This window comes from Lysinibacillus sp. FSL R5-0849 (assembly GCF_038595075.1).
Lineage (GTDB): Bacteria > Bacillota > Bacilli > Bacillales_A > Planococcaceae > Lysinibacillus > Lysinibacillus fusiformis.
In genome coordinates this window covers 2,690,489-2,705,544 of record NZ_CP152004.1, presented here as the reverse complement: position 1 = coordinate 2,705,544, position 15,056 = coordinate 2,690,489, and the positions used below count along the sequence as shown (strand labels likewise).

Here is a 15,056-nt window from a genome sequence, read left to right as displayed (position 1 = left end):
TAAGAGCCATTGAGAATACTAATGATCTCACCCAAAAAAGTTAGACATATTTAGTTAAGCAACTGCTAAGACCTGAGTTCGGTACTCCACCGGGCTTAGGTCTTTTAATTTTTCTTTCATTCGTTTGTGATTGTAGTAGTGAATATAGTCATTGAGCTCCTGTTCAAAATGTGCCATAGATTCAAATTCTTGTAGATACAGGAGTTCAGATTTTAATAAGCCAAAGAAATTTTCGATGACTGCGTTGTCCAAACAATTACCCTTACGGGACATACTCTGCGTAATACCATGTTGCTTTAATGTTTGTTGATACTTTTTCATTTGATAATGCCAACCTTGATCTGAATGAAGAATAACTTGATCACTTGATTCAAGGCGCTCCAATGCTTGTTCTAACATATTATGGACTAGTTTATACACTGGACGCTTCATAACCGAGTATGCAATGATTTCGCCATTACATAGATCAAGGACGGGTGATAAATAGCGTTTCTCACCAAATAGATGGAACTCTGTCACGTCTGTTACCCATTTCTCGTTCATTTTTTCCGCTGTAAAATCGCGTTGTAATATGTTTGGGGCAATTTTTCCGACGTTACCTTTATACGAACGATATTTCTTCATGCGGACTTCACACTTTATGCCAATGGCATTCATCAAGCAGTTAATCGTTTTCGGATCATGATGAATACCAAATTTTTTTAGTTCTTTGGTGATCCGACGATAACCATAACGTCCCTTATGTTCATGATAAATGGACTGAATTGCGACTTTCACATCAGCGTATTTATCATGACGATTCAAACGCTTTTCCCAGTAATAATACGTACTACGTGGAATATCAGCGACTTTGATTAATTCCACTACTTCATAGATTTCCTTTAGTTCATAAATTACTTGCGCTTTGATTTGATTGGTAATTTTTCTTGCATTTGAACTAAAGTATTCAACTTTTTTAAGTACGCATTCTCCATTTCTAATTGTTTGATTCGTGCTTCTAACGCCTCAACAGATCCTTCAGCTGGTGTTGATTTCGTTGTTCTTTTTGTCTCTTTTTTCATAGATAGATGCCCCTTTTTCTTAGAAACAAGAGCATCATAACCACCAACTTCAAACTTCAACTTCCAATTCCGAATCATGCCAGGAGATGAAATATTGAATAGTGCAGCTGTGTCTCTCGAAGATGTACCTGTCTCGTTCATATAATTAAGTACATTCATTTTATAGTCAGCTGAATAGTTTGTATAGGACTTTAAGAAAGTCTCTACGCCATTTTTTTGATAACGGCGAACCCATTCACTGACAATCTGAGCTGTCACACCGATATCATTCGCAATTCCGATCAAAGTTTCATTTCCATTTAAATATCGTTGAACTGCTTGAATACGTTGTTCAACACTTACTTTTGTCATAAAAAAACCCCCGTAAAAGTTAGATTAATGTCTAACTTTTACGGGGCAGTTCATTCCTTCTGGACGCTCTCGAGGTGACTAGTACTTTTCTTCATGAATTTTACTGCTCTTGATGGATTGTCATGGAAATGAAAAAAGACTATAGGCAACTCAAAAGTTTTAGAGTTGATCTATAGTCTAATCCCACTTCTACTAAATTAGGGCATTTTATTTATTTCACATATTTAAAGACATTGACAAAGAATAACAGTACGGAAAGGGCTACAGCAATGCCGCCACCTGAAACGAATAGCTCAAATAACCACCGTGGCACATCTAGATAGACCATCATCATTCCAACTAATAGGAATGGAAGACCAATATTATAAAGCCAGAACTGTGCTTTAGCGAGACCTGTTTCCGCAGCATCTTTATAAGTTGAATAAATTAAACCAATGAATCCAGTAGTCAGCCAACCTACCACACCAATATGAGCATGTGTCGCTTTCCATTGAAGTTGAACAGTATAATGCATAAACAGTCCAAAAGCAAAAACAATCAATAAATAGAAGACTGAGAGCTTTATCCATTTAGCACCCATTTTCAACAACTCCTTTCCTGAAAGTGAATTTAGCTAGCTGCTACAGTATATTCGTGTCAAATAAAAATGATGCTTGTATGTATTTGAAAATATATGTCTTTTGTTGTTTTTTCTAACAGAAATAGAATGGGAGCTGTGACGGAAGTAAAATAGTTTAAATATAAATAGTTTAATGTTAAACTATTTTTTGAATAGATTAGAAGGAGATGTGTATGAATGGGTAAATTAGATAACAAAGTAGTCATTATTACTGGTGGTGCAGGTGGTATTGGCAGTGGTATGGCTAAAGCAATGGCAAAGGAAGGAGCCATTGTCACGATTGTTGACTTAAATGCAGAAGCAGGCGAAGCCATGGAGAAAGATTTACAACAAATTTCTCCAAAGTCTATGTTCTTGCAAGCGAATTTAATGGAACGAGATCAATTACCAAAAATTATCGATACAGTTGTAGAAAAATACGGTAAACTAGATGTGCTAGTTAATAACGCTCATGCTGCGAAACAAGTTACAATAGAAGAAACAACACAAGCGGATCTTGACTTATCATTTGGAACAGGTTTCTATCCGACATTTTATTTAATGCAGGCTTCATTACCACATTTAAAAGAAACACAAGGTAATATTATTAACTTTGCATCTGGAGCAGGTATCCAAGGCCATGAGACACAGGCAGCCTATGCTGCAGCTAAGGAAGCAATCCGAGGCATTTCTCGTGTTGCTGCAAATGAATGGGGCAGATATGGCATTAACGTCAATATCATTAGCCCACTTGCAGATTCACCAGGTGTACAAGCATGGGCAAAAGCACAGCCAGAGTATTATGAAGCAGTGAGAAATAAAATTCCACTAGGTCGTTTTGGTCATATTGAGCAGGATATCGGACGAGTAGCTGTCTTCTTAGCTTCCGACGATTCGCAATACATTACAGGTCAAACGATTATGGTAGATGGTGGTTCATTAATGCTTCATTAATGCTAGGCGTTTGAGGAGGATTTTTTTGAAACAGACAAGTATTTTTAAACTGATTCATATGATTGAACAGGTGAATAACGCCAATATTATACGTTTTACAAAAGCGTTTCCTTATCCATTAGGAATTTCACCAATTTTAGTATTAAATGAGCTGCATGTTAAAGGCCCTCAAAAACAGGCAGAATTAGCTGAAACCATTGGCTATACAAAAGGTGCAATGACAAGCATTGCTGAAAAATTAGTCAAGCTTGGATTAGCTGAAAGACTGTATGATCCATCTGATCGCCGTACCATTCGCCTGGACATTACTGATGAGGGAAAAGTAGCCCTATCAAAGGCTCAATCTATAGGGAAAGAAGTCTTTGTACAACTTTTTGAAGTATTAGATGATACAGAAATTGCCCAATATTTACAGATTCAAGAGAAGCTAGTACAGGGCATTCAAAATAAAAATGAATAACTAAAATTTATTTTATGTAAGAAGATGACCTATCCAAATCAACTCACCTCGATCAATTTTTTAGAGGTGGGTTGATTTTTTATTGTATATTTGTTGATTAACTAACAAGAAGGAATGAAAGCATAGCCTCAAGACTAGTCAAATACCATAAACAGGAAAGCGAGCTAGAGGTACATCTGATCATCTACTAAATGTTGTTGTATCTTTGCAGAAAAAATATGTGCATCAATTTGTAAAATAGTTGAATTTATTGAAAATTGTCCGCCTTCATTTTATAATACAATTACGGTTCTATTATAGAGACATATGAGGTGTAAGATGACATTAAAAACATTAGATAACTCATTAGAGGTTCTAAAATATTTTAATAAAGAAAATCCTACATGGGGTGTTCGAGAATTAGCGAAAGAAATGAACATTAGCCATTCTATTATTTATAGGATTTTAGCTACATTTGAAAATCAGGGCTTTCTAATTCAACACCCTGAGACAAAGAAGTATGAACTTGGGCTTCGTTTTCTAGAGTACGGTCAGATGGTAAAGGATAAATTAAACCTTTCTGATTTTGTATTACCCATTATGAAAAATCTGGCTGAAGCCATTAAGGAATCCGTATTTCTAACATGGCTAGATGGCACAGATGGCGTGACAGTAGAGATTGCAGAGAGTTCTCAAACTATTAAGTTTTCTGTGTCAATTGGCACACGCACCCCATTACATATCGGGGCATCATGTAAAACAATCATGGCTTTTCTTCCAGAGGAGAAGAAAAAAGAGATTATGGACCATGGCATGAAAAAAGTAACCCCAGAAACGATTACAGACCCTGATCAAATGTTAGCCGATTTGGAGAAAATTCAACAGCAAGGCTGGTGCTTTACTACGGGAGAATATTCTCACTCGGTATTTGGGGTAGGGGTCCCTCTTTTTAATAGCAAAAAAGAAGTGATTGCTTCTCTAACCATTGCGGGTCCAATTTATCGTAAACCAACAGAGGAGAAGCTACCTGAAATGATTAACGTTCTTCAGTACGGCGCGATGAATATTCAACGATATTTCGATCAATATAGCTTTAAATTGTACCAAGAATAAGGATGTAAAAAAGCCCGAGATAGTTAATGACTATCTGGGGCCTTTGTTTTGGTTAGCTCAATGAATTCCTTGATGCTGGTTACCGCGCTATCCATTTCTTCGAATGTATTAAAATAATGAGGTGAAAAGCGAGCCATTTTACGAATATGATTGCGCTCCATGATAGTATTAGCCATAAAAGTACCAGCTTCTATAATAATGCCTCGATCTGCTAAAAAATTAGTAACATCATCTGGAGCAAGTCCCTCAATATTAAAGGGTGTAACCGATAATCGATATTCGCTATTTTGTGGGCCATAGAGGACAATGCCTGGAATCGTTTTAAGCTGCTCGATTAAATACTTCGTCAGCTGTTGAACACGCTCATATATTGGCTGCATACCAATCGCATTTGCGTAATCGATGGCCGCCCCTAACCCTAATATACTTGGAATGACAGGACAGCCTGGCTCAAAACGTTTAGCTGTCTCTACGAATGAGTAATCGTTGTTTTCATAATTCCAGTTCGTGCTACCCCAGCCGATCATGATAGGGGTAATGGTTGGAATCAAGGCTTGTCGCACATATAAAAGACCAGAGCCTTCTGGACCACGTAGCCACTTTCGCCCACTAGCGACTAAAAAATCACAGCCTAGCTCTTCCACATGGATAGGGAGTAAACCGACTGTTTGATTGGCATTAATGAACGTAAGCACGTTGTATTGTTGAGCAAGCTGACAGATTTCCCTTGCTGGCTGAAGGGCACCTGCAGCGTTTGACATATGGGCAAAGGCTATTAATCTTGTACGAGGCGTTATGAGCTGTTCAAGCTCTTGTAAGTCCACTATATAGTCCGCATTGGTTTTCAAAACTTTTAAGTGAACTCCTCGTTGCTGAAGGGCAAGCCAAGGTACATAATTACTTAACATTTCTGTATCAAGTATGATCACCTCATCATCTGATTGCCAATCTATGCCACCTGAAATATAATTAATAGCCATTGAACCATTTGGTACAAAGGCAATTTCCTCTTTTTTGGCACCGATAAATAAAGCCGTTTTTTCCCGAATTTGCTCTACCTGTTCATACGTTTCTTTACGAAAAGAAGGTAAATAAGGGCCGATACTCGCCTGTTTTTGAAGATAACTTATCATAACATTCACTACAGGCTGAGGCATGGCCGAAGCGGCAGCTGTATTCAAATATATATATTGCTCTAGCAGGGGCATATCCTTTTGAATGGTCATCATATCCATCATTGCATTCACCAGCCTTATAAAATGATTAATTCTTTTGAAAAGGTCATTAAATTCTCGTAACCATTATTCGTAACTATGAGATTATCCTCGATCCGAACCCCGGCAACATCCTGTATATAAATTCCGGGCTCCACAGTAAATGCCATGCCTTCTTCTAACACAAGTGAGTTACGTTGCATTAAGTAAGGTTCTTCGTGAGCGCTCAAACCAATGCCATGACCAAGTCGATGTGTGAAATAGTCACCATAACCACCATCGCGAATAATTTCTCTTGCAATGCTATCTAGGCTTTGGGCAGTCGTCCCTGGCTTAATAGCTTCTATCGCTGCTTCATTGGCTTGTTTAACAAGGCTATAAATGTTTTGTAACGTTGGAGATACATCTCCTAAAGCTACTGTTCTAGTCATATCAGCCACATAGCCCTTATAAATAGCACCAAAATCAATGACAATGAATTCGCCTGCTTCTATTTTTTTAGTGCTTGCTCTGCCATGTGGGAGTGCACCACGATAACCTGAAGCAACAATAGTGCCAAATGGTGTTCCTTCTGAACCACGACGTCTCATTTCATATTCCAATTGAGCTGCTACTTCCATTTCGGTCACACCCACTTGTATCGTCGGTAAAGTAGCTGCAAGACTTTCCTCGACAATTTGTACAGCCTGTCGCATGTAGGCTAGTTCTTGCAGATCTTTTTTCATGCGTAATTCGCGAATGGACTCGCCAATATCAGATAAGTTTTCATATGTAAGCATTTCAATCGATTTCTGTTCATGGACACGCATAGTGTCAAATTCTACACCAATGGTCTGCAATGTTCCCATTTCCTTTTTTAGTCGCTGAATCGCCAGTGTAGGCCCTTCCTCATCAGAATAGGATAAAATAACGCCACCATTGCTAAGATCAACTTTATTCAGTTCTACTTGTGGCAAAATAAAATATAAATCATTATTAGCCGTTATAACAGCAAATGTTAGACGTTCACTTTGCTTTAGATGAAGACCAGTAAAATAATGCATATTTGGCCCTGGTACCAAAATAGCTATATCCATATGCTGCTGCATACGGGAAACTAACTTCTCTCTTCTTGTTTGAAACATAGGGTGATTCCTCCTAAAGGTAAGCAATAATAAGTTGGTAAAACGTTTCTAATATAGAGACGTTGTATCTTAAAAATAGTATAAATCAACAATAATGAATTTTCAATTTATTAAAGCGGAGAAACATACAATAGTAAAGGAAATGAAATAACAAATGTGGGAATAGTTTGGGGTAAATAAAGTAAATACTAGTGTACGTCTTTTTTTCGTCTAATATGCATATAAGTAGACTAGATAAACTTTTTTCCAACTTAATACGTCAAAAAGAGGGGCAAAATTGTTAAGCAAGAGAGGACTAACGTATGGAAAAAAACATGAAACGCTCTAAAGAGAAAAAGAGCAAGAAAAAATTATGGCTGTGGATCGTTGGTAGCCTACTAACTATTTTTTTAATTTTTATAGGAACTGCCTACTTTACCATCCAAAAAACAATGAACAAAATAAATACACCACTTTTACAAACAACAGATGCAGCACAGCTAGAAGAAAAAACAGTGATTAAAAAAGAACCTTTCTCGGTTCTGATGCTAGGTGTAGATGAACGAAAAGATGATAGTGGACGTTCTGATACGATGATTGTGATTACTGTGAATCCGGAAAAGCAAACAATGAAAATGCTTAGTATTCCCCGTGATACTCGTACAGAAATTGTCGGTCATGATACCGTTGATAAAATAAATCATGCCTACGCTTTTGGTGGTGTTCCAATGGCTGTAGATACGGTAGAAAATTTTCTAAATATACCGATTGATTACTATGTGTTTATTAATATGGAGGGCTTTTTACAAATTATAGATACGCTTGGTGGCGTGACAATTAACAATGATATGGATTTAACCTATGACGAATATCATTACCCAAAAGGAGAAATCACATTAGATGGTAATGAAGCACTTATTTTTTCCCGTATTCGTTATGAAGATCCACGAGGAGATTTTGGACGTCAAATTCGACAGCGACAAATTATTGAAGCGGTTATGAAAAAGGCCTCAACTCCGGCTACATTATTAAAGGCAACAGATATGCTGACGGTTTTAGGCGATAACGTTCGCATGAATTTCTCAGTAAAAGAGCTTATTCAGCTTCAAGGTATTTATAAGAAAATGGATAAGGGTATTGAGCAATTATCATTTGAACAAGGTGATGGTGAAAGGATTAACCGCATTTGGTACTACATTCCGAACGAGGAAGAGCTTCAAAAAATACAAGCCGATCTAAAAAACCATTTACAAAGCAAGTAAGCTTTTGCTTACAACAAGTATAATATATATGTAAAATTTTTGGCCATGAAGGGAGGGAGATGAATGAATGGGAGGACCCAGGTCCTTAGGTATACAGCTCTTAATCATTGCATGCAAAGCTATGTACCTAAACGCAAAACGCGAAGAAATCCAGTCCGTTCAACTATTAGAGGCCTACAAATATTATGTTTAAAATTATTTATGTAGTGCATAAAAAATCATTCATGTAGGGTGCATGCCTAGTTGAATGATTTTTTTTGACATGAATCATTTATCTATATTTCTTGAAATATCTGAAAATTCGATGTATACTGATATTAGAAATGGTTCAAAGGAGTGATTGTGATGATTATAGGCACAATTTTATTAGCAATTGCATTACCAGTTGGTATCGTATTAGCAGTAGATTTATTGAACGAGCAGCAACAGGTTGCTCCACAATCTAACCATTCTTAATTGGCAAATAAACAGAATCAGATATTTCTAGACAATGCTACATAGTAGCCTTGTCTATTTTTTATGGCGAATGAAACAATTTGTGTGATTCATTCGTCAATGAAGTATAGAAAATGTTATACTATTAAAAAAACAGTATCGGGGAATGAACATGCAAGAGGAAAAAACAACAAGCTTTAAAAAAGAATTATTATCCTACATCAAAATTATTGTCATTACAGCAATTGTCGTGTTTGGCTGTAAGCAATTTTTATTTGCCCCCATTAAAGTACAGGGGGCATCGATGTACCCAACCTACCATGATAAAGATGTGATAATTGTAAGTAAAACAAGTAAAATCGAGCGTTTTGATCAAATTGTTTTCCAATCACCTGTAGAAGATGAACTATATATTAAACGTGTCATCGGTGTACCAGGTGATAAGGTGGAAATGAAAGATGATGTATTGTATGTGAATGGCAAAGCCTACAAAGAAGATTACGTCAATCGTGAAACAGATGATCCTAACCAATTACGCATTACTGAAAACTTTACATTAGAGCAATTAGTGAATGAAAAAGAGGTGCCAAAGGGCATGTATTTTGTGCTTGGGGACAATCGCCTAAAAAGTAGTGATAGTCGCCATTATGGTTTAATTTCAGAGGATGCTGTTTATGGCGAGTCGAAATTAATCGTCTATCCATTTAAGCATTTTCACGTTGGCTCAAAATAAGAAATGATTAAGAGGCTACTTTAATAGTGGCCTCTTTCTCTTTATGGGATGGTACATCTTTACATATTTTATAAGAGGGATAATAAACACAAATCATTGAATTTTCAACGGTTTCTTTAATAGGGGTTTGATTACTTCTTATGTGAGAACTGAGAGCTGGTTCTTCGATTGTGAGCTCTTCGGCTACTAATTCAACACCATAAAATAGTAATAAAAAATAGCATACAAATCCTACTATTCGCAAACAATCACCTCGTAAAATAGTTATTGTATGTTATTATGTATGGTCAAATTCATCAAAATATAAGCAGAAAATCGAAATTTTCTCTCGAGTAAACGAAATTTTTATGAAATGAACTCTATGAAAAAAAGGTATTGTCAATAAATTTTTCATGTGCTACTATAGCTAAAGTAAATATTTGAACTGTATAACCTCAATAATATGGATTGAGGGTCTCTACCAGGAACCATAAAATCCTGACTACAAAACTTTGTTTCATTTTTGTAGTCAGGATTTTTTTATTTTGATGCAGCCCATGATGTTGATATAGAAATGTCTGCTGAATCAAGCTCATGCAGCCTCAAACATATATTACAGATTATGCAGTAGAGCTTATGTGGCAAGTTCTTCTGCAAAATCTGGACAGGAGTATCATGGCTGATGAAAAATCTCCTATAAAAGTGAAAATGTAACGAAAGGGAGATTTCAATGAATTGGAGAGTTTATATTCTTGCGGTGACTACCTTTGCAGTAGGTTTAGTTGAATTAATCGTAGGTGGAATCCTACCAAATATTGCAAAGGATTTGAATGTTTCTTTAGCAACAGCAGGGCAATTAATCACTATTTTTGCACTTGTTTATGCGATTTCAGCGCCTGTTCTACTATCTTTGACAGCGAAGGTAGAACGAAAACGCTTATTCCTTATATCCTTATTTATTTTTACATTAGGTAATTTAATGACCTTCTTTAGTACAACGTTCACCGTTGTCCTAATTGCCCGAATTTTTACAGCGATGAGTACAGCATTAGTCATCGTTCTATCATTAACGATTACAACGAGAATTGTAGAGCCTAGACACCGTGCGAAAGCATTGGGGCTTGTTTTTATGGGCGTAAGTTCTGCACTTGTTATCGGTGTGCCAATGGGGATTTTTATTACGGAAGCTTTCGGTTGGAGAGCCGTATTTTTAGGCATTAGTATTCTTTCAACAATCTCAATGGTTTTAATAGCTTTGTTATTAGACAAAATGCCAATCGGGGAAGTCGTACCACTGAAGAAGCAAATGAAGTCATTGGCGAATTTAAAAATCCTTACAGCGCAATTAACGACTTTGTTTATGCTAGCAGGTCATTATATGCTCTACGCATATTTAACACCCTTTTTAGTAGAAGCCTTTGATATGAATGCTTCATGGATTAGTATTTGTTACTTAATCTTTGGTATTGCCTCTGTGAGCGGTAATGCTGTAGGTGGTTGGGTGAGCGATAAAATCGGGACAAGTAAAGCCCTTATTTTAATCGTCTCTACATTTGCGCTTGTCTTGTTTAGTATCCCTTATACAGTCATTGCCTTACCGGTCTTTTTACTGTTTACCGTTTTATGGGGAGCATTGAGCTGGGCTTTAACACCGCCATTACAAAATTATTTAATTCAAGCAGATCCTCAATCATCCGATATACAGCAAAGCTTAAATACCGCTGCGCTTCAAATCGGGATTTCCATCGGCTCAGCGCTGGGTGGTGCCGTATTTGCCTTTACTGGTTCTGTCATGCATTTAGCAAGTTTCGGAACTCTATTAGTTCTCTGTGCTTTAGGATGTGCTATCTTCTCCATTAAAAGAGCGCCTGTCTCACATGAGCATTCTGCGGATTATTCATCAGCGCAGCATCACTCATAATAAATGGTGAAATTATCCAAAAGTGATCCTGCTATAGCAGGATAATAGCAGCCTGATAGCGAATGTAAGGATAGAGGAGGTTGGTAATAGATGCAAGTAGATTTAACCGATTTTCAAAATGTCAAAGTCATCGCGACGATTGATCAAACTTTTTATAGAAATGTAGGTGCTATCATATTATATGAAGAGGATTCACACACATTATCTGTACGAAAATTGACTCGGAAAACAGTGGATCATTTTATACCAACAGACGAACTCGAACACTTTACATTTGCCTCTCATGCAGATGCCATAAAGTTCACGCACAAGCTTACGCGCATGAGTGCCTTGGATTACTTATTAGTGGCCCATAAAGAGAGACCCATACAATCATAACTGCCTTTATAAGCATTGGGAAAATAAAACATTCCCAGTGCTTTTTTTTGTCTAAGTGAATCTATTTGAGTTTTCTCTATAAAAATTAATTTCTCACTAGTTTATTATCATACTCTAGTTAACTATGGAATAGATTGTTGTAGTTAATGAATTTCACACAGACTGATGAAGTTTGAGATTTTATGGTGCCTATTATTTTCCAGAAAATAGTATGTGACCTTTAAATCTTGTGAATGGAAGGAGAACCCTATGACTGAATATCATCAACAATCGTCTACTGAAGTCATGAAGATATTGAACGTCACCACAGAAGGCTTGACCGATGGGGATGTTCAAAAGAGGCAACAAGTCTATGGCTATAACGTATTAGAGGAAGGTAAAAAGACTAGTACATGGGCTGTTTTTATGGGCCAATTCAAAGATTTATTAGTCATTATTTTATTGGTCGCTGCCTTCGTTTCCTTTCTACTTGGAGAGGTAGAAAGTACAATTGTCATCATGATTGTTGTTTTTCTAAATGCTATTTTAGGCACGGTACAGCATGTTAAAGCTGAACAATCTTTAGACAATCTGAAGGCGCTAACCTCGCCGATTGCCAAAGTAATGCGTAATAATCAGCTTATGGAAATTCCTTCTGAGGAAATTGTGGTGGGGGATCTTCTTATGTTAGAGGCTGGCGATTACATCAATGCAGATGGCAGACTATTGGAAAGTCATAATTTGCATATCAATGAAAGTTCTCTTACTGGAGAATCAATTGCCGTTGCCAAAAGTACTGACCCTATTCGAAAAAACAATGTTACGATTGCCGATAAGAAAAATATGGTGTATTCAGGTAGCTTCGTGACCAATGGACGAGGCATTGTAATGGTTACAGCTATCGGGATGCAGACTGAAATCGGGAAAATTGCTAATTTACTCGATACGGCTAAGGAAAAGAAAACACCTTTACAAATTAGCCTGGATCAATTTGGTGAAAAATTAGCATTAGGTATTACAATCATTTGCTTAGCCATTTTTACAATTGATCTTATTCGTGGACGAGCATTAGTAGAATCCTTTATGTTTGCCGTATCTCTAGCTGTCGCAGCTATTCCTGAGGCTTTGAGTTCCATCGTTACAATCGTCTTAGCATTCGGTACACAAAAGATGGCGAAGGAAAATGCCATTATCCGTAAGCTTTATGCGGTAGAAAGCTTAGGAAGTGTATCTGTAATTTGTTCTGATAAAACGGGTACTTTAACAGAAAATAAAATGGTTGTACAGGAAGTTTTTGTCGATCAGAAAAAAATTCCTCATGATTGGCTAAACCCAACAAATTCAGTGGAAAAAGAACTGATGGTAAAGGCACTTTTATGTAGTGATGCTGTCGAGCGTGAGCACAAGGAAATTGGTGATCCGACAGAAATAGCGCTTGTGAAATTAGGAAAGCATTACGGCTTAGATGAATTGATGATTCGCGAGCAATATCCAAGACTAGCTGAAATTCCATTTGATTCGGCACGAAAGCTTATGAGTACTGTAAATAAAATAGATAAACAGCCTGTTATGATTACTAAAGGAGCATTAGATGTTCTCTTGCCTAAAGTGACTAGAATAAAAACGGCAACAGGCATTTTTGAGATGACAGCTCAGCATCGCCAAAAAATCGAAGCGGTCAATCATGATTTTTCGAGGAATGGTTTACGGGTGATAGCCATTGCCTACAAAGATGTTTTACCGCAGCAAACAATTGATACAAGAGTAGAAAGAGATTTAATATTTGTCGGCTTAGTGGCTATGATGGACCCACCAAGAAAAGAGTCCAAAGAAGCTGTAGAAAATTGTATTAAGGCAGGCATTAAGCCAGTTATGATTACAGGTGACCATAAAATTACAGCTACAGCGATTGCCCAACAAATTGGGATTTTAAAAAATCCAGATGAAGCCATTGAAGGACATGCTCTCGAAAAATTCACAGATCAAGAGCTACAGGAAAAAGTTGATGATTATTCTGTGTATGCGCGTGTTACACCTGCTCAAAAGATTCGTATCGTCAAAGCGTGGCAGGATAAGGGTCATGTTGTCGCGATGACAGGGGATGGCGTCAATGATGGGCCGGCACTAAAACAAGCAGATATCGGGGTGGCAATGGGAGTGACTGGGACGGAGGTCGCAAAAGATGCCTCATCCATGATTTTAACAGATGATAATTTTTCTACGATTGTCAAGGCGATCGCCAATGGTCGGAGCATCTATACAAATATTAAAAATGCCATTTTGTTCTTATTATCAGGGAATGCAGGAGCTATATTTGTAGTGCTATATGCTACAGTACTCGGCTTACCAGTTCCTTTTGCACCCGTTCATCTATTATTCATCAACCTATTAACAGATAGTCTTCCAGCAATCGCAATCGGATTAGAGCCGAATAATAAGAAAACGATGAAGGACAAGCCTAGAAATGTTCATACCCCTCTATTAAATAAATCATTTACGACACAGGTGGTGCTAGAAGGAATTTTAATTGCCATCTCTACCATCATTGCTTTTCAAATTGGATTATCAACTGGCGATACATTAACGGCAAGTACAATGGCGTTTACAACACTTTGTTTATCAAGATTAGTGCATGGCTTTAACTCCAGAGCTAAACAATCGATCTTTACGATTGGTGTCTTTTCGAATAAATATGCATGGATTGCATTTTTAATCGGTGTCCTAAGCTTGCACATTGTATTGTTTATGCCAATGCTAACAACGGTCTTTGAAGTGGCTCCATTAACAATTGCCCAATTAGGCTTTATTTATAGTCTATCCGTGTTACCGTTCCTCGTAAATCAATGGTATAAGCTCCTGTTTGTAAGAAGTCGATAGAAGATGATTGAATGTTAAAACCACCTACATATAACGAGTAGGTGGTTTTGCTATTGTTTAATATTTAAAATGTACAAAAAACACACTATTAAAAGTAGATTTAATAATGTGCAACGTAATGAATGATTTCGTTCAGCCAACATTTTTATTGGGCTGGTGCTAGAAGCCAGCCTTTAATTTTACTCAGTTCGATCAACTTAGACCCAAGTATAGCATAGCGCATATGGAGTTCACCATATTTGGCAAGATGCTTTTTCTTTACTGACAATTCCAATGCTTGGCTTACAGCAAGTAAAGAGGAAGCAATATTCATAGATAAAATGGCACTAATTTCACTATCATTAATGATGGATTTTCCACGTATATCCGTCATTTTCATTTTACTGTATGACATAGTTGTAGTGGGGGCAAGAACACCATTTTCCTTTAATAATAATGTCAGCTGTTTATTTTCCTCTTTTAAACATTGAATGAATTCCAAAATCATAATCTTTAATTTTTTATCTCGGGTATGGTTAAAAAAGGCATGGCTTGAAGCAATATAGCTTTGATTGACACCGAGCTGCGACCAAAGCCTAAACATCTCCTTAAATTGTAATGATGCTAGTTTGTCATTTATCATCGTTATTGTGACACTTCCTAACTCCTAGTATTTATCT

15 protein-coding genes and 1 riboswitch are annotated in these 15,056 nt (G+C 37.0%); of the genes, 9 read left to right on the top strand and 6 right to left on the bottom strand.

From position 1 onward, the window contains the following. Window positions 1–54: 54 nt before the first annotated feature. Both MKY80_RS13340 and MKY80_RS13335 read right to left on the bottom strand, forming a co-directional pair. Window positions 55–1,412, bottom strand: a protein-coding gene (locus MKY80_RS13340; protein ID WP_342529695.1) for an IS3 family transposase whose coding sequence is annotated in 2 segments (ribosomal slippage) — window positions 55–959 and window positions 959–1,412 — 1,359 coding nt in all. Because the reading frame shifts where the segments join, the coding sequence is not laid out codon by codon here. 211 nt (window positions 1,413–1,623) lie between these two features. Continuing rightward, on the bottom strand, window positions 1,624–1,992 hold the full coding sequence (locus MKY80_RS13335) for a hypothetical protein (protein ID WP_008178511.1): 369 nt from the start codon (window positions 1,990–1,992) through the stop codon (window positions 1,624–1,626). A 216-nt stretch (window positions 1,993–2,208) separates the two neighbouring features. Here MKY80_RS13335 and MKY80_RS13330 point away from each other — a divergent pair, with 216 nt between their 5' ends. From MKY80_RS13330 to MKY80_RS13320, 3 genes are all read left to right on the top strand, one after another. Continuing rightward, a complete protein-coding gene (locus tag MKY80_RS13330; protein ID WP_342529691.1) occupies window positions 2,209–2,964 on the top strand; it encodes an SDR family oxidoreductase in 756 nt (251 codons plus the stop codon). A 58-nt stretch (window positions 2,965–3,022) separates the two neighbouring features. Further along, on the top strand, window positions 3,023–3,424 hold the full coding sequence (locus MKY80_RS13325; protein ID WP_008178509.1) for a MarR family transcriptional regulator: 402 nt from the start codon (window positions 3,023–3,025) through the stop codon (window positions 3,422–3,424). A 318-nt stretch (window positions 3,425–3,742) separates the two neighbouring features. Beyond that, window positions 3,743–4,516, top strand: coding sequence for an IclR family transcriptional regulator (locus MKY80_RS13320; protein WP_008178508.1), 774 nt, complete (start codon window positions 3,743–3,745; stop codon window positions 4,514–4,516). A 23-nt stretch (window positions 4,517–4,539) separates the two neighbouring features. On the opposite strand, the gene MKY80_RS13315 is transcribed toward MKY80_RS13320, so the two are convergent. After that, entirely contained in the window at window positions 4,540–5,754 is a 1,215-nt protein-coding gene (locus MKY80_RS13315) for an aminotransferase class V-fold PLP-dependent enzyme (RefSeq protein WP_342533054.1), read from the bottom strand. A 14-nt stretch (window positions 5,755–5,768) separates the two neighbouring features. After that, window positions 5,769–6,854 carry an aminopeptidase P family protein gene (locus MKY80_RS13310; protein WP_008178505.1) on the bottom strand — a complete coding sequence of 362 codons (1,086 nt, stop codon included), beginning with the start codon at window positions 6,852–6,854 and terminating at the stop codon, window positions 5,769–5,771. 302 nt (window positions 6,855–7,156) lie between these two features. Here MKY80_RS13310 and MKY80_RS13305 point away from each other — a divergent pair, with 302 nt between their 5' ends. From MKY80_RS13305 to lepB, 3 genes are all read left to right on the top strand, one after another. Then, entirely contained in the window at window positions 7,157–8,095 is a 939-nt protein-coding gene (locus tag MKY80_RS13305) for an LCP family protein (protein WP_089987376.1), read from the top strand. A 345-nt stretch (window positions 8,096–8,440) separates the two neighbouring features. Further along, window positions 8,441–8,551 carry a hypothetical protein gene (locus MKY80_RS13300; RefSeq protein WP_008178501.1) on the top strand — a complete coding sequence of 37 codons (111 nt, stop codon included), beginning with the start codon at window positions 8,441–8,443 and terminating at the stop codon, window positions 8,549–8,551. A gap of 151 nt (window positions 8,552–8,702) precedes the next feature. Beyond that, window positions 8,703–9,263 (top strand): signal peptidase I, encoded by a 561-nt coding sequence (lepB, locus tag MKY80_RS13295; RefSeq protein WP_036126595.1) that lies wholly within the window; start codon window positions 8,703–8,705, stop codon window positions 9,261–9,263. A 7-nt stretch (window positions 9,264–9,270) separates the two neighbouring features. Here lepB and MKY80_RS13290 read toward each other — a convergent pair whose 3' ends face one another. Further along, complete coding sequence (locus MKY80_RS13290) at window positions 9,271–9,507, bottom strand: hypothetical protein (protein ID WP_008178497.1); 237 nt, start codon at window positions 9,505–9,507, stop codon at window positions 9,271–9,273. Window positions 9,508–9,667: 160 nt separating this feature from the next. Beyond that, window positions 9,668–9,767, top strand: a riboswitch (purine riboswitch). Between the two features lie 205 nt (window positions 9,768–9,972). Between MKY80_RS13290 and MKY80_RS13285 the strand changes: the two genes are divergently transcribed. From MKY80_RS13285 to MKY80_RS13275, 3 genes are all read left to right on the top strand, one after another. Then, window positions 9,973–11,163 (top strand): MFS transporter, encoded by a 1,191-nt coding sequence (locus tag MKY80_RS13285; RefSeq protein ID WP_025117356.1) that lies wholly within the window; start codon window positions 9,973–9,975, stop codon window positions 11,161–11,163. Between the two features lie 90 nt (window positions 11,164–11,253). Continuing rightward, on the top strand, window positions 11,254–11,541 hold the full coding sequence (locus MKY80_RS13280) for a hypothetical protein (protein WP_008178492.1): 288 nt from the start codon (window positions 11,254–11,256) through the stop codon (window positions 11,539–11,541). Between the two features lie 249 nt (window positions 11,542–11,790). Further along, window positions 11,791–14,397, top strand: coding sequence for a cation-translocating P-type ATPase (locus MKY80_RS13275; protein WP_089987375.1), 2,607 nt, complete (start codon window positions 11,791–11,793; stop codon window positions 14,395–14,397). A gap of 145 nt (window positions 14,398–14,542) precedes the next feature. On the opposite strand, the gene MKY80_RS13270 is transcribed toward MKY80_RS13275, so the two are convergent. Next, window positions 14,543–15,019, bottom strand: coding sequence for a DUF3231 family protein (locus MKY80_RS13270; RefSeq protein ID WP_008178489.1), 477 nt, complete (start codon window positions 15,017–15,019; stop codon window positions 14,543–14,545). Between the last annotated feature and the right edge of the window lie 37 nt (window positions 15,020–15,056).

Bases quoted from the DNA above. Each gene is read 5' to 3' on its own strand.
- MKY80_RS13330 (WP_342529691.1), top strand. From the start codon at position 2,209: ATGGGTAAATTAGATAACAAAGTAGTCATTATTACTGGTGGTGCAGGT.
- MKY80_RS13305 (WP_089987376.1), top strand. From the start codon at position 7,157: ATGGAAAAAAACATGAAACGCTCTAAAGAGAAAAAGAGCAAGAAAAAA.
- MKY80_RS13300 (WP_008178501.1), top strand. From the start codon at position 8,441: ATGATTATAGGCACAATTTTATTAGCAATTGCATTACCAGTTGGTATC.
- MKY80_RS13315 (WP_342533054.1), bottom strand. From the start codon at position 5,754: ATGATGGATATGATGACCATTCAAAAGGATATGCCCCTGCTAGAGCAA.
- MKY80_RS13335 (WP_008178511.1), bottom strand. From the start codon at position 1,992: ATGGGTGCTAAATGGATAAAGCTCTCAGTCTTCTATTTATTGATTGTT.
- MKY80_RS13320 (WP_008178508.1), top strand. From the start codon at position 3,743: ATGACATTAAAAACATTAGATAACTCATTAGAGGTTCTAAAATATTTT.
- MKY80_RS13270 (WP_008178489.1), bottom strand. From the start codon at position 15,019: ATGATAAATGACAAACTAGCATCATTACAATTTAAGGAGATGTTTAGG.
- MKY80_RS13285 (WP_025117356.1), top strand. From the start codon at position 9,973: ATGAATTGGAGAGTTTATATTCTTGCGGTGACTACCTTTGCAGTAGGT.
- MKY80_RS13275 (WP_089987375.1), top strand. From the start codon at position 11,791: ATGACTGAATATCATCAACAATCGTCTACTGAAGTCATGAAGATATTG.
- MKY80_RS13310 (WP_008178505.1), bottom strand. From the start codon at position 6,854: ATGTTTCAAACAAGAAGAGAGAAGTTAGTTTCCCGTATGCAGCAGCAT.
- MKY80_RS13325 (WP_008178509.1), top strand. From the start codon at position 3,023: ATGATTGAACAGGTGAATAACGCCAATATTATACGTTTTACAAAAGCG.
- lepB (WP_036126595.1), top strand. From the start codon at position 8,703: ATGCAAGAGGAAAAAACAACAAGCTTTAAAAAAGAATTATTATCCTAC.
- MKY80_RS13280 (WP_008178492.1), top strand. From the start codon at position 11,254: ATGCAAGTAGATTTAACCGATTTTCAAAATGTCAAAGTCATCGCGACG.